Source organism: Staphylococcus sp. GDY8P196P, assembly GCF_017891705.1.
GTDB lineage: Bacteria > Bacillota > Bacilli > Staphylococcales > Staphylococcaceae > Staphylococcus > Staphylococcus ureilyticus.
In genome coordinates, this window is the sequence record NZ_JAESJS010000017.1 from 1 (window position 1) to 14,695 (window position 14,695).

Sequence of the window (14,695 nt, forward strand, 5' to 3'; positions counted from 1 at the left end):
GTTTAGGATACTATGTTTAATACATCTCCACTTGGATGGTTATGTCCTAGCATAATACTGTTGGCGTTACTGAGCATCGCTGTTTTGAATGTTTCTCTGGGGTGAATCACTGTTTAGTTAATAGAACCTATCGATAGTGTTTGAATATGTGTAGTTTCGTTTTTACTATTCATACATATAAGTATGAGATGTTCTCGATCACTGTTTCCAATGAATGAACGCATAATTTCTGTCGCATCCCCAGGGTTTGAAATACGATTTTTTAGGTAATTTAATGTATCTGTTTTTATCATTTGTAGTGAAACAATATTGATTTCTTACATCGTTTACCTCCATATATGGGTTATGCTTTCAAAGTCCATTTCTGTCTTGCTTTTGGATTAAGGGGGTGCATAATTTCATTGGTTACTGGGTTCATGAGTTGTTTCACTTTCGTCTTATGTGGTTTCAACATCTCTAATACTTCATTGACACGTGCTTCAACAACGGGCTTTTTAGCGTAAGCACCCCAGGCTAATATTACTTCATCCGATTCTTTCACTGCCTTCATAATTTGAATATCGGTATGATTATCATAGGCGTTTTCTAGATGTTTGAGATTGAGGGGTGTTGTAATATTGGAATATAGATTCACAAAATTGATTGAGCCAAATGCATCCATTTCTGAAACTTTGTTCATAATGAGCTGAGTTGTTAAGTCTATACTAAGAAGGCCCATAAAATTTGGATACATTGTAATGATTGTAAGTGTTTGTTTTTCACTGTCCCATGTTTTCTTAAGTAGATAGCGATGTTGTTGGTCATCACTGAATATGGCTTCAGTTTCTAATGTATTTTTTATTGTTTTCATGTAATATTCACTCCTCTAGTATTCTTCTGGTAATAACATGACATAATAAGAAAGGCCTACATCATCTTCACGAATAATGTAGACCTTATTGATATTGATAGGTTGATTGATATTTGCCTTTTGAGTTTTCACATACGCTGGTCGTTCTTGTTTGTGTTTGATATATAATTGATTGCGATGTTTATTAAACTGGAATATATGAAAATAATCTACTGAAGTATTATCTTTGGTTTGTTCTTGTTCTCGCTCAGAAACGAGTTGCCATAATTGGTGTTGTAAGTTAATAGGTAAGTTGTTGGCGATACCACGTGTTATATATCTATTCATAAGCGTTTTCCTTTCGTTCTGATTCTTTCATCCAAATGATAATTTCACTAAGAATTGTAATGACGAGTTGTGTAATTTTGATGTATTTATGCATATTATTGTCCTCCTGTTAGTAAGTATCGTTGATCCAAAAGGGGCATGATAGTGTTGTGTAGATATAAGAAATCCATATCGTGATTTTCATCAATATAACCGATAGCTATGAGTTGTTTCTGATAATAGAGAATGAAGGGATAGATATTACTTTCGTGAAGTGTGTCAGAGTAGTAGGTATTAGTCTGTAGTATTTTATTACTAAGTGGACCAAGTCTTACGTATTGTTCAGGTAGAATATCATCAGCGATTTCTTCGATGGATTCACATTCCCATTTTTCATCCCTTGGCAGATTGAATAAGTTGGTTATATAGTGCTTGAGTTGTTGTTCTAGTGTCATTGTTATGACCTCCTAATGTATTTGATGGATGTATGCATGTGATACATCATTTTGATAATATAAGTTTGAAATACCATTTGTTTCGCCAGGAAATCCCACTGAAATACAGAAAAGATCCCAATCGAAAGTCGTCACAATTGTTGATATGACAAGGAAATCCCGTTATCCCGCTCATTTCTCGGGAAATATAGCTATATATTTATATATCATTTGGATTTGGTGGTGTTATTACGAGTTACTTTTTTTTTTATATTATTTATTTATAAATAATAACGGGATTTTGGGATTACGCTTGCGTAATCCTTCTCCTACATGAAGTTAGCCAATCCCGTTACTATCCCACTTACATTTTATTTTGGGATGTTCTTTCGTCATATCAATATAAGCTTCACATTGAGTTATGACTGCTTAGGTTGCTGAAGATGTTTATTAGATAGGTGTTATTGAATGACGAAAGGACAGTACATAGATATTAGATTTGAAGAAAGAGTGTTTGAGGCAAAAATAAAGACGAAGTGCTGAGGAGCACTTCGTCTAGATTATTATTATTGAAAAGTTGTTTAATAATTTCATTATTAAGTTTTAGTGTAACGTAGAATTGCTTTTTATGATTCTCATCTTTACGAATGTCAATACGGTCAATAACCGTTAGGTACAAAGCTTTGAGCTGTGATTTATCCATGGATTCTATATTTTGAAAGATTCGTTGTAATAGGACAGCGATTTGTTTCGTATCGTAAGATGGTTTCTCTTGATTTTGTTGGTGCTTGAGTTGATTCATTTGATTTGTAATGTCATTGAGTTGTGTTTCATATTGATGAATGGTTGGTTTGAGTGCAGATGTTAAGTCTGGATTATCTTCGATGGTTTGAATTAGATTTTTTAGTTTAGTGTTTATTTCATCAAATTGTTGTTGCTTATATGCGATATCATGGTTAAGTGCATCCATACCAATTTGACTATCTTGATTAACACGTTCGACAACTTGTGTGAGAACTTTATCACTTTTGACAATTTCGAGTATTTGATCCATGACGTATTTTTCAATCACATCAGCTCTAACGCTATTCGCAGAACATACTTTTGAGCCTTTGTTTCGAAAGTTACTACAAGAATAATAGCGTATTCGCTTCTTAGTACCATCTTTCAATGTGTTCGTTGTGTTACTAGCTGCCATTGGTGCACCACATTGTGGGCAGTGAATAATACCTGTTAATAGATTGGTTCCTTTTCCATGAACTTGAGGTTTTTGACTGACCTGTTTTTTGCGTGATTGGACTTTATCCCATAATTCTTGACTAATAATAGGAGGGTGTTTACCATCAGCTATAATAGGTTTATCATTCAGTCCTTTACGACGCTTTTCATTCCAATCTTTGTACTTCGCAAATTGAATTTTACCAATATAGAATGGGTTTGAGAGAATATAAGTAACAGCTGAAATACTAAATGGATTGCCTTTTTTAGTCACATAGCCTTTGTGATTGAGTGCATTGGCTATTTTACGATAACCATGACCTTTGGCATAAGATTCAAAGATATATTTAACGATGTTAGCTTCATGTTGATTAATCATTAATTCTTTTTTATTATCAGGTATGTTATTATATCCTAATGGAAGATTGCCTTGATAATAGCCCTCTAAAGCTCTTTGACGTTGTCCGGTGTAAATGTTCTCTAAAATTGTATTTCTTTCAAATTCGGAAAAACTTGCAAGTATCTGGAGCATTAACTTACCTGTTGAATTTTTGACTTCCATGCGTTCAGACAAGCTAAAAAATTCAACATTTTGACGATGAAGTTCTTCGACGATTGTAAGTAAATCGGAAGTATTACGTGCCAAACGATTTGTTTTATAAACCATAACACAGTCTAATTTTCCATTTTTAGCATCATTTAACATGCGCTGTAATTCAGGACGGTTCATAGATTTTCCTGATATACCCCGATCTGCATATATATCAACGAGTTCATAGCCGTTAAATTTGCAATATTGCTCTATTTGTGTAATTTGTCCCTCAATGCTATAACCCTCTACTTGTCTCTCTGTGGATACGCGAATGTAGCCTCCTACAAGCTTTTTCTTCATTTTATCCATTATAATCTATCCTTTCTTTAATTATACAATTGATCATTTCATAGTCTGCTTTACAATATTCAGTGGTTCGTTTTTGAAATAGATGCCAGCGAGGCTTTTATTTTTAGAAATATTAATTTCATCAATATAGGGGTACAACATGTTTAGTGTGAAACGTTGTTGAATGATGTTTTGGAAAGCTTTTCGAATTTGATACGCACTGATTGATGATATAGGTTTTGATTGTTGATGTAATGATTGCGTTTGTTCTCTGAACGTTTCTGCATCAATTTTGCCTTGGGCTAATTTTTCTATCAGCTGCTCGTGATTGAGTGTAGTTTTAGTTTCTACATCTCTTTGTCTTTTGAGTCGTTGTTGAATAGTATGGTTTATTTTTGAATAGAGCTGTTGATTTTGAAAGAAGTCCTGACAAGTCGCTAAAACACTGGTTTCTAATTCTTGTGCGTTGATTCCTTTAAATTCACAAACAAAGCGAGCGTTATTCATATTTTGCGGACAGACATAGTAACGCAATGAATGATCTGGTTTTCGGACAGTCATGTTTGTGAGTGTCGAATGACAATAAGGACATTTGATTTTTTGTTTGAGTTGATTTTCTGACGGCTTACGTTTTACTTGTTTCTGAGTTCGGGTAACTTGAGCTTCTTCGTATATCGTTGTACTGACAATAGCTGGGAACATGTTTTCATATTGTCCGTATTGATTGATAACACGGCCACAGTAATTAGGGTTAAGGATAATATTACGCACTTGATAGGGTTTGCGATTAATGAATTTATTATCAGCTTCTAAGTATTGCGCAATTTTTTTATAACCATAACCTTGAAGGTAATAATTGAACACAGCTTTTATTGTTGGTGCTTTTACTGTGTCTATTGTGAAAGTACCATTATGATAGTGATACCCAAAGGGTGCATGTGTTGTAATCATTTTACCTTGTTTCGCTTTTTCTTTGATTCCATTTTTGACTTGTTCGCCTATATTATCAGATTCTAGTTCGGCCAAGCTGATGAAAATATTGAGTTTGAGCCGATCGAATGCTTTATCCATGTCGAAGTAGCCATCATGAACGCTTAAGATATGAACATGATACGTTTGACACAATTTCATGAGTTTTAATGCATTTTTTAGATTACGATGAAGTCGATTCAGACGATAGCAACATAGTACGTCACATTGTCCTTGTTGAATCAGTTCAGTAATTTGCTGGTAACCGTTTCGCTTATCAGTGCGTCCTGATTGCTTATCGCTATAAAAGGTGATGTGTTGAATATTGTGTTTTTCAGCTAATGTCTTGATGGCTTGTTTCTGTGCCGGGAGTGATTGTTGTTTTGTTGTACTTTGACGTAAGTAACCCATTGCTTGTTTCATCCTGTTTCCTCCTTCCACAGTGATAATATATATTTATGAATGAATTTACACATAAGCCCAACACCAATCAGGTGTTGGGCGTTATTATTAGTCATCAGCGTGATTGATTTCTTCAATCACTAAATCAGCGAGTAATGTGATTAATTCGTCCATATTATTCCTCCCAATTAACTTTGATAGTAGTAAAAGTGTTATACCAATATTGGAAACGTTGGAATGAGTTCGATACCTCGTGTTGAGCAGAGTCTGACCAATTTAGGATAATCTTCATAAATGCCCCAAAAGACAATATGTTTAGGTTTGACGTGCTTCAGTTTAATATCATTTATCAATTGGTTATCGTCGTTATAATCTTTTATGATTTTATAACCATGTTCTTTACAATATGCTCTTACAGTATCAATAGGTTCGTCTAAGTAGGCTTCTCTTTCATCTGTAATATTATGTGCTAATACAATTACATTCATAGTTAATTCCTCCGGTTGATTTAATGAGCTACAACGCATAGAGCGTTGTAGCGGTATAACATTCAAATTTATAGTTCTAAATCGTCACTTGCTTCTTTTTCTCTGGCTTGATTAACAAAGTCATTAAGCAAATTTGGATTTGTATTCCCATCAAAGTGCGGTAGTGTGAATGGTTCTGAATTTGAGCTTAAGCCGAAAATAGGGGCAAGTTCTTTATCCAATTTAAGATGATAGAATACAATACTCCTAGGTTTTCCTTGAGTATCTTTGACACTACGTTTGATGGCTATCCGATCGGAATCCATCTGGATATATCCTTCTGATCTTAAACTATCTATTACATTTTTTACATCTTGATATTGGTTTTCTTCTAGCATATGTTTAAAAACATCTTTAAGCATCTTGACTTGGATGTGATCGTCTTTCAGCTCAATAAGGCCATAATTTTCAATCATTGTGGAGAGTTTTTCATTTTCCGCAAACTTACTACGATTGCGTGCCACGAACTGAACCACACTATCAATCGCCTTGGCTGCCAAACTGCGTTCACTTACGGAATCTACATGATAACTAACTAGATACTCTCTAACTGCATCCAAATCTATGGGTGTCGCAATTACACGTACTAATATTCTTGCTGATGCCATAATGGTGGCGTAGCGCTTGAACATACGTATGCCTACATTGTTTGTTTCATTGTTAAGTTGTGTTTTGAACCAATCGTGTTCTCTATGAAACCACTTGATTACTTCATATTCACGATTTAGAAGATATTCAGCTACTAACGGCATTACGTGTCCGTAGTTTTTTGATGTTCCTTTTTTAATGGCGTCCGCATTGTCAGCACTTGTTGTAAAGACATCAGAAATTTCGATGCATCTTGCTCTCAAACCATCATTTGCACTAGCATCTTTGAAAATAGTGTGTTCTGCTGTACTGATCACACTAGATCCAAAGTGGTGAGGATTTTTTACATTTCCCTCTCGATTAGCACGTAGACGACCTTGCCCCTCTGCTAGGGAATAAAGCAAACCATTGGTATCTTTAAAGGTCGCTGCTGATAATTCGTCTAAGACAATAGGAACACCAAAGTTGTTACTTAAGTATCCTTCAATTGCATTACGAGTGCCGTTCCACCCTCTGAATAATGTCTGGTCACCTTTAGATGGGTTGCCTGCAATTGAGACTCCTAATGCCGCGGCAGTTGATTTACCTGTGCTGGAATTTCCCATAAATGAGAAAATGGTACCTGCGAATTCAACTTCATGCTTTGTTTTTAAGAACGCAGTCACTAATGAAGAAACACCAAATATCACAGCAAGCTCCAGTAACAAGTTTCCTTTTACTTCATCAAGATACATTTGCCACCAGCCTTCAAATGTACCTTTAGGTTGTAAGTCATACTTTGTTTCACAAATGATTTCATCAGCCTGAGACTGCTCGATGTCTTTTGAAAGATATGGTTCATCTAGTGAAATGACAGTACCTTCATCAGTACTTAAGACACCTACACCTGTATACAATGTAGAAATAGGCAGTGATTGACGCATTAATTGTAGTGCATTACCTAGCGATTTAATGTACTTTTCATTGATGCTGAACCCAAACATAACCAGTCTAGGTAACTTTTGTGTCGTTAGAATATCTGACGTTTCAATACGTTCAATATTTTTGCCATCCGTGATAGTCAATTTCTCAACCCCTGTAGTAGGGTCGAGAAATTTGTTTTCTATGATGATTGGACTAGATAAACGAATTATCTTATCTTCGTCATTTTTGTTTTTTGCTCGAATAAGTTCATACCATGCAGTTGAATCTAACCAGTATGGATATTGCTCGAAGATGTTGTTAGTCATTAGTTGTTACCACCTTTCCAGTTATGTTTGTGAAGCATTGGATTAGGTCCTGTCTTACGATAAACTAAGTTCCCGTTGCTATTCTTACCAATAATGACAAATGGGACATTTGGCATGTTCTTTACAAAGTATGCAAACCAGCGACCAACATCTTGTTGTACGTCAGTTGAACATGTAACGTTGGACGCCAAATTTAAATCGTTAAACGTAAAATCTTTACCAATTGCTAAATTAAAAGCAACACCACAAGCGCGTCTTTTTAACAAAAGAAAGCAATAACTTTTTTTGCTCATATAAAATTCCTCCTAATAATTAAAATCATCAAATTTGATGTAATTACATACTAATCCCTCACAAGTAGGCTTAGTTTCAAATTTTCAAGGGGAATTTTAGGACATTGATATAAAGGGATTTAAAAGAAAAAATACCTATCGAATACATGTATTCGATAGGCAATTAATTTATTAAAAATAAATATTTCTATGCTTTTTACTGTTTTTAAAACGTGATTCATAAAATTTACTAATAAGTTGAGTCATTAATGTATCACGAAAATCGTTAGGATTAGAGGTCAAACCATATCTACTATAAAATGTGCTTATGTCATAGTCAGCAAGTGTTGAAAGTAGTTCACTTTCAATAGTTGAAGTTAGCTTGCGATTCATTTGAATGGTTTCAGCAATTACCGATTTTAGATTTGAATTTCTAGCATAGCCATTAATTAAATTTTCTATATGTTGTGATTTTTGATCGTATTTTTCAATCCAACTTTTTAAGTCCTGTTTAAGATTACTTATTATATGTAAAGATACTAGTATGTCTTGCTCTGTTGCTTTTTGCATTATGGTACTCACAGTTTGAACTAGTTCGTCTAATAAATCTGAAATAGCAGTAAATAGGGTAAAATGAAATGTATCTTCAATAGTTGTCTTATAATAGAGTTCATTATAACTGATTAGATTTTCCTCCTCCATGAATTCATCAATTTTTTCTTTTGACTGTATAATGTCATCAACAGTTATTGTTTTTCTGCGCAAGCTTTCATTTGCAATGCTGCGAATAAATTTAAAGTAAGGGTCATTTTTATCGTATAAATAAAGTGAAACACCAATAGCAGCTTGTCTGAATTGATCGATATTGTCAGATTGTTCTAAAGAACCATTTTTATGAGTTGACGGTTTAATACTATTTGCAATCTCAAAATATTGGGAGGCGCTTTTTCGTTGTTTAATTAAGTTTTTATTAATTAATTTTATAAAATAGTTTGACTTATTTTGACTTAATATGCCTTTTTCCAGATAGGAGTCCTGCTTTTCTTTATATACAAGATATTTAGTTAAGAAATCACTTATTAAAATGTCATTATATGATTCTGCAGTTAAGTCTTGATGGTTCTTTATAATTTCATTTTTAAGTTTGTTGAATTCTGAAGATGAATTTAATTTATCTTTGTTTTTATTCATTTTAATTTGAATATCCCATTTTTTAAGATTTATCTCACCCATTATTTGTCTTCTTACATTTTCAGCAGTTTGTTTAGCAAATTCTGTTTTGTCTGAAATGGCAAGTAAGAATTCATCAAAGTATGATTCTATTGTTTTTAAATCTAAGGATAGGAGAACGGAAGAGCCTTCTTCAACGATTTCTTGTGATATATCATCAATATCGATTTTACTTTGACTATCTATAAAAAATGATAATTTATCATTTTTAAAAATTTCTGATTGATATATATTTGGGACATTGTCAGTAAAGATACCGTTTGAATTTGATTTCACTGTATGTTGTTCAATAATTTGATCTGGTTGATTTACGAAGTAACTAATATAAACTGTTTCATTAGGTAATGATCTTCCTTTAATTAAGTTATTTTTATCAAATATGATGCTTTCTGGCTCAAACTCATTGCTGATTTTATGTATAAAATAGTTGAATTTCTGAAACCATAATTCTATTTTCCATTTGTTCTTTATCATACTAATCATCCATTTCTATAAAATTTTAATGTTTTTGGGTGAATTTAGAATGGTATAACTACTATAAGATGGTAAGTGCTGTTTTAATATGCTTAGCCTTTTTTTGCAGTTTTTCCAAATCTGACTCTATGTCTTTTATAGCTTCCTCAATATCATTAATCATTGGTTTATTAGCTTTAAAAAAAGCATTTCCATAATCATCTTTCTCGGGATGGCTATTTAATCGGTATGGAGTTATGTTATGAGTATATTCATCTCTATACTTTACGGTACGAATAGGACTGTTTTTATTAAGTATATTCCCTAATTTGTTAAAAGTTTCATTGTCAGAAGACTTTAATTTAGCTACTAGTTCTCTTTTAAAACCTAATTCTAATTTAACTTCATAAGAATGGGTTAATTCTCTTACTAATGTATACATTAAATCGTGTAAAGTATGTAAAAAATGAAGGGCTATGTTGTGATAATAAAATACCCAAGTCATTATATTTTTAATCTTATTAATGGTTTTCATGCTTATTAAGCCAGAATCAGCAAAGTATATGTCAGGATTTTCTTTGGTGATTTCCATACTTACATTTTTGACGAATATGTATTATAACGGTAAAGCTGAAGAGCATAAAAGAATTTCAAACACCCTACTATTTTTGTTTGATAGCACTAAATATTCATAGGAATTAAGTGAGGACTTTGTAAAGAATAGCATACAGATAGATATCTTTAACTTTAGTAATGAGTCATCTTTAGTAACAAATGATAAAGCTAAAGCACATTATATAGGGAAAAACAAAAATTTTATATATTTAAAAAATGTTTGTGGGATAGCTAAGAATGTAATTGTTGAATACTGTCAAAATGTTATTTGAAATGTTTATAGAGAAAAAATACTGGAAATATCATGATCACTGGTTAGGATATTGTACAAATGAATTGATACAAATTGACCCACAAGAGAAATATTATAAATTTGGCATTCAGACCGTATCCAGTTATTTAGATTATATGCAACAAAGGGAAACGTCATTCCCAATATTTTTAGAAATGTTAATGGCGACTTATTACTTAGTAGAAAAAGCAAAAAAGACAGGCTATGCTGAACTTATTGAAACTTATGTAAATGAAGAAAAACTCATTCCAGCTTTGCCTATTCACCTATCGCCTTTATCTACGCACTCAACCTTTAAAATCTACAATTTCTTTATGCTTATTCATTCACTATCCCTCCACACTCTTCTTATCGTTCTTTTAATTCACACACCCCTTTTCCCTCGTCACTCGGTCATGGCAGTTTGTAATTTTTGTTCAATTAAGTCGATATGTGTACTGATCAAATTCCGTTGTTCATTCAAGAATTTTAGGTGTGCGCGTAACACGCTTGGGACATCTATTTGGTTTTGATAAAGCATATCTGTGTTTTTTCGGATTTCTTTTAATGGCATATTCAAATTGCTTAGGCACTGGATAAATTTAATCATTTCGATATCGTCGTCTGTGTATAAACGCTTGTTATTGCTATCTCTGTCGATGTGTTTCAAGATATTCTTTTTCTCGTAATAACGCAGTTTGCTTTTAGGTATATTGCAATAATCTGAGACATATTCAATGTAATATTGTTTCATGTAAGCATATCCTTTCTCTTAAACCAAGGTTTAACTGATATTGTACTCTATATAAACATGAATGAGGAGGAAATACAATGAAAAAAGCTTTAATTGTTGTAACAAACATTGCGAAATACGATAATTTAGACAGACCTACGGGTGCGTGGTTCTCAGAGGTTACGCACTTTGCGAAAGATTTCTATGACGCAGGTTATGATGTTGATTTCGTAAGTCCGAACGGTGGATATGTGCCTCTTGATCCTATCAGTCTTAGCCCTGAAATGATGGGAGCTGAGGACTGGGAATACTACACGGATCATGATTATATGAATAAATTTGGACAAACATTATCTCCAAAAGAGGTTAATCCTAGCGACTATCAAGCCATTTACTTTGCAGGTGGACATGGTGCGATTTGGGATTTTAGAAATAACAAAGAACTTAACGACATTGCGTTAAGTATTTACAATAATCAAGGCGTTCTCTCTTCTGTATGTCATGGTGCGGCTGGTCTACTCGATATTAAAGAAAATGGCGATTACCTCGTTCGTCATAAAGACGTGACTGGTTTTACAAATAGTGAAGAACAAGCAAATGGTACAACTGAATACATGCCATATTTATTAGAAGACGAATTTATTAGTAACGGTGCACATTTTAAAAAAGAGGATGACTGGAGCAATTTCGCAGTCGTAGATGGTCGCATTGTGACTGGTCAAAATCCTCAATCAGGACATGCTGTTGCTGAACGTGCTTTAAAAATCTTAGCTAATCAATAATTTCATAAAGGAGCGATACACATGAAATCATTAATTATTGGCGCTAATGGTGGCGTCGGTCAACATCTTATACGTAAACTGAAAGCACGAGATGTTGATTTTACTGCCGGTGTTAGAAAAGAAGAACAAGTTGAAGTTTTAAAAGCAGATGGTATTGATGCAACTTACATTGATGTTGCAAAACAATCTATTGATGAATTAATAGAATTATTTAAACCGTATGATCAAATCCTTTTTTCCGTCGGTTCTGGTGGAAGCACAGGTGACGATCAAACAATCATAGTAGATTTAGACGGTGCAGTGAAAGCAATTAAAGCAAGTGAACACGTCGGTCGTCAACACTTTGTTATGGTATCAACGTACGACTCACGTCGAGAAGCGTTTGATGCGTCAGGCGACTTGAAACCATATACCATTGCAAAACATTATGCGGATGACTACTTAAGACATTCAAATTTAAAATATACCATCGTGCATCCAGGCGCATTAACTAACGATCATGAAACGCAACAATTCAATATGAGTGCGCAATTTGAAAATGTACAAAATCCGTCTATTACAAGAGAAGATGTAGCAGAAGTGCTTGTTTCTGTGTTAACTGATGAAGCATTAAAAGGTCACGAATTCCAAATCATCAATGGTGATTTGTCATTATCAGACGCTACGACTAAATATCTGGAGGAATAATAAATGAATAATCAACAAGTTGTACTTGCAAAACGACCACAAAGTATCCCTCAAGACGATGTATTTAGATTTGAAACAATAGAAACTCGAGAACCACATGCAGGTGAGGTTCAAGTAGAATCCATTTATGTATCTGTAGATCCTTACATGAGAGGCAGAATGAATGATACAAAAAGTTATGTTCAACCTTTCCAAGTGAATGAGCCATTACAAGGTCATATTGTTGGAAAAGTCACACAATCGAACGATGAACGTCTATCTGTCGGCGATTATGTCACAGGCATATTACCATGGAAAAAGATAAATACAGTGAATGGAGACGATGTGACCCCTGTGCCATCAAAAGATGTACCATTACATTTATATTTGAGTGTTTTAGGCATGCCGGGAATGACGGCCTATACAGGATTGCTTCAAATTGGTCAACCACAATCTGGCGAGACGGTTGTCGTGTCAGCTGCATCAGGTGCAGTAGGCTCTGTCGTAGGACAAATTGCTAAAATTAAAGGCGCAAAAGTTGTCGGTATTGCTGGTGGTAAGCAGAAAACAGCATATTTAACAGATGAATTAGGATTTGATGCGGCCATTGACTATAAACAAGATGATTTCGCACAGCAACTCGAAGCGGCTGTACCAGATGGTATTGATGTGTATTTTGAAAATGTAGGCGGCGCAATTTCTGATGAAGTGTTTAAACACTTAAATCGATTTGCACGCGTTCCGGTATGTGGTGCAATTTCAGCATATAATAATGAAAAAGACGATATTGGACCACGTATCCAAGGAACGTTGATTAAAAATCAAGCATTGATGCAAGGCTTTGTAGTAGCACAATTCGCTGATCATTTTAAAGAAGCAAGCGAACAACTCGCACAATGGGTGTCTGAAGGTAAAATTAAATTTGAAGTGACGATAGATGAAGGTTTTGACAATTTACCTTCTGCATTTAGAAAGTTATTCACAGGAGAGAATTTTGGTAAACAAGTTGTCAAAGTCGCTGAAGAATAGGAAAAGGCTATGAAAAATATCATCGTAAGATTCATATTTAGTTTACTGTTTTATAAAAGTGGTGTTGCACACTTTAAAAATAAAGATATGTTTTTAAAAATCGTGCCGTCCTATTTACCTTTCAAACACGCAATAGTTAAGTATTCGGGCATATTAGAATTTATAATTGCTTTTTATGTACTCGGTGCTAAAAATAGATCACGCGTAAGAAAAGTAGTACAAGGATTCCTTTGGCTCGTATTTCCTGCAAATATTTACGCTGCACGTAAGAACATCTCTTACAAAGATGAAACAGATAGTGTTAAGCAGCATGTCATTCGTTTACCATTACAATTTGTCATGGTTGCACTTGCGAAACTATTATAAGACTTATCATAGCCACGCCTGGAACATTACTTTTTGTTCCAGGCGATTTTTAATATTTACACTTAAAATCGACGTATATCAAATGATTCTCTTGACAACGCTTATGTGCTCTTTGTTTAAATAAGCTCATATCAGACATTTACTTTTCAATTTTTCTATAGTGATAAGCTTCTAAATTAAGAAAAGCATAAGTTAATTTGCGTGTATGAGTGTAAGAAGAAATAAAAAATGTATTTTATCATGTGGTACTATCGCAACATTGTAACATTAATGTAATAACGTGACCTGTAAGACATATATAAGGAGGGTTTTTATGAAAAAAGTTTCTAACTTTATTTTAGCTAGTAGTTTAGTTTTGGGATTTTTCGTAACGCCCGAATTATTTAATATCACTCAAGCACATGCGCAAGAATCTGTGAAACCTTATTATAGTTACAGTGGTTATACAGCAAATCAAAGTAATTTTATTCTAGATAAGAATTTTAAAACATCTCAAAAAGCTGATAACTTCAAGATTAATAATCACAAGATTATTAAAAATGCATTAGCTAAAAATAATAAAGATTTACACGATCCAACATATTACGAGGTTTCTAATCATAAAACGAATGGTGTTTTCTTCTTATTAGACGGTAAGTCAGTGAGCAAAAAAAATTATTGAATCATTACGGTGAACCAAAGTATACATCTACATCAGCCTGAGCCAAAGAATATATGTATAAAATAGAAAATGATGACTTTTAAAATATAAAGTTGTAGTAGATACATTGTAAAAATAAACTTAAATTGCTCAAATACTTTTCAATAATATCAAGATATATATTAAATCGAAAGTGATTATATAGTACCAAAGCAAATATGGTACTAATTCCAGA

At 33.5% G+C, this 14,695-nt stretch carries 15 protein-coding genes and 3 pseudogenes; 6 read left to right on the top strand and 12 right to left on the bottom strand.

The features are described from left to right. Positions 1-2 precede the first annotated feature (2 nt). The 11 genes and pseudogenes from KA814_RS09240 to KA814_RS09290 all read right to left on the bottom strand — a co-directional run bounded on the left by KA814_RS09240 (position 3) and on the right by KA814_RS09290 (position 9,950). Positions 3-293 (bottom strand): annotated as a pseudogene (locus tag KA814_RS09240) (JAB domain-containing protein). Between the two features lie 50 nt (positions 294-343). Continuing rightward, positions 344-850 carry a DUF1643 domain-containing protein gene (locus tag KA814_RS09245; protein WP_046207794.1) on the bottom strand — a complete coding sequence of 169 codons (507 nt, stop codon included), beginning with the start codon at positions 848-850 and terminating at the stop codon, positions 344-346. A gap of 15 nt (positions 851-865) precedes the next feature. After that, positions 866-1,177: a DUF960 family protein gene (locus tag KA814_RS09250; protein WP_046207795.1), complete on the bottom strand. Its 312-nt coding sequence runs from the start codon at positions 1,175-1,177 to the stop codon at positions 866-868. 95 nt (positions 1,178-1,272) lie between these two features. Then, the gene (locus KA814_RS09255; RefSeq protein WP_046207796.1) at positions 1,273-1,611 is read right to left on the bottom strand and encodes an SAUGI family uracil-DNA glycosylase inhibitor; all 339 of its coding nucleotides are present in this window, start codon (positions 1,609-1,611) and stop codon (positions 1,273-1,275) included. A 472-nt stretch (positions 1,612-2,083) separates the two neighbouring features. Further along, positions 2,084-3,709, bottom strand: a complete 1,626-nt coding sequence (gene ccrB / locus KA814_RS09260; RefSeq protein WP_046207797.1) for a cassette chromosome recombinase CcrB — start codon at positions 3,707-3,709, stop codon at positions 2,084-2,086. Positions 3,710-3,742: 33 nt separating this feature from the next. After that, complete coding sequence (ccrA, locus tag KA814_RS09265) at positions 3,743-5,080, bottom strand: cassette chromosome recombinase CcrA (RefSeq protein WP_046207798.1); 1,338 nt, start codon at positions 5,078-5,080, stop codon at positions 3,743-3,745. 191 nt (positions 5,081-5,271) lie between these two features. Continuing rightward, entirely contained in the window at positions 5,272-5,547 is a 276-nt protein-coding gene (locus KA814_RS09270; RefSeq protein ID WP_046207799.1) for a recombinase family protein, read from the bottom strand. A gap of 68 nt (positions 5,548-5,615) precedes the next feature. Continuing rightward, entirely contained in the window at positions 5,616-7,403 is a 1,788-nt protein-coding gene (gene cch1, locus KA814_RS09275; protein WP_203265326.1) for a cassette chromosome replicative helicase, read from the bottom strand. Next, the gene (gene ssb / locus KA814_RS09280) at positions 7,403-7,696 is read right to left on the bottom strand and encodes a cassette chromosome ssDNA-binding protein (protein WP_031863540.1); all 294 of its coding nucleotides are present in this window, start codon (positions 7,694-7,696) and stop codon (positions 7,403-7,405) included. Before ssb ends, cch1 begins: the two co-directional genes overlap by 1 nt. 171 nt (positions 7,697-7,867) lie before the next feature. Continuing rightward, a complete protein-coding gene (locus tag KA814_RS09285; protein ID WP_046207801.1) occupies positions 7,868-9,379 on the bottom strand; it encodes a hypothetical protein in 1,512 nt (503 codons plus the stop codon). Positions 9,380-9,440: 61 nt separating this feature from the next. Beyond that, positions 9,441-9,950, bottom strand: a complete 510-nt coding sequence (locus KA814_RS09290; RefSeq protein WP_230623012.1) for a Cthe_2314 family HEPN domain-containing protein — start codon at positions 9,948-9,950, stop codon at positions 9,441-9,443. Positions 9,951-10,219: 269 nt separating this feature from the next. On the opposite strand from KA814_RS09290, the pseudogene KA814_RS13630 reads away from it, so the two are divergent. Continuing rightward, a pseudogene (locus KA814_RS13630) lies at positions 10,220-10,522 on the top strand (poly(glycerol-phosphate) alpha-glucosyltransferase); the annotation flags it as partial. 128 nt (positions 10,523-10,650) lie between these two features. On the opposite strand, the gene KA814_RS09295 reads toward KA814_RS13630, so the two are convergent. Next, positions 10,651-10,998, bottom strand: coding sequence for a MerR family transcriptional regulator (locus tag KA814_RS09295; RefSeq protein WP_046207802.1), 348 nt, complete (start codon positions 10,996-10,998; stop codon positions 10,651-10,653). 77 nt (positions 10,999-11,075) lie between these two features. On the opposite strand from KA814_RS09295, the gene KA814_RS09300 reads away from it, so the two are divergent. The 5 genes and pseudogenes from KA814_RS09300 to isaB form a co-directional block, all read left to right on the top strand. Next, positions 11,076-11,759, top strand: a complete 684-nt coding sequence (locus tag KA814_RS09300) for a type 1 glutamine amidotransferase domain-containing protein (protein WP_046207803.1) — start codon at positions 11,076-11,078, stop codon at positions 11,757-11,759. 21 nt (positions 11,760-11,780) lie between these two features. Then, a complete protein-coding gene (locus tag KA814_RS09305) occupies positions 11,781-12,446 on the top strand; it encodes an SDR family oxidoreductase (protein ID WP_046207804.1) in 666 nt (221 codons plus the stop codon). A 3-nt stretch (positions 12,447-12,449) separates the two neighbouring features. Continuing rightward, positions 12,450-13,454 (top strand): NADP-dependent oxidoreductase, encoded by a 1,005-nt coding sequence (locus tag KA814_RS09310; RefSeq protein WP_069832366.1) that lies wholly within the window; start codon positions 12,450-12,452, stop codon positions 13,452-13,454. A 9-nt stretch (positions 13,455-13,463) separates the two neighbouring features. Beyond that, entirely contained in the window at positions 13,464-13,820 is a 357-nt protein-coding gene (locus KA814_RS09315) for a DoxX family protein (RefSeq protein WP_075100232.1), read from the top strand. Positions 13,821-14,133: 313 nt separating this feature from the next. After that, a pseudogene (gene isaB / locus KA814_RS09320) lies at positions 14,134-14,519 on the top strand (immunodominant staphylococcal antigen IsaB family protein); the annotation flags it as partial. Positions 14,520-14,695 lie beyond the last annotated feature (176 nt).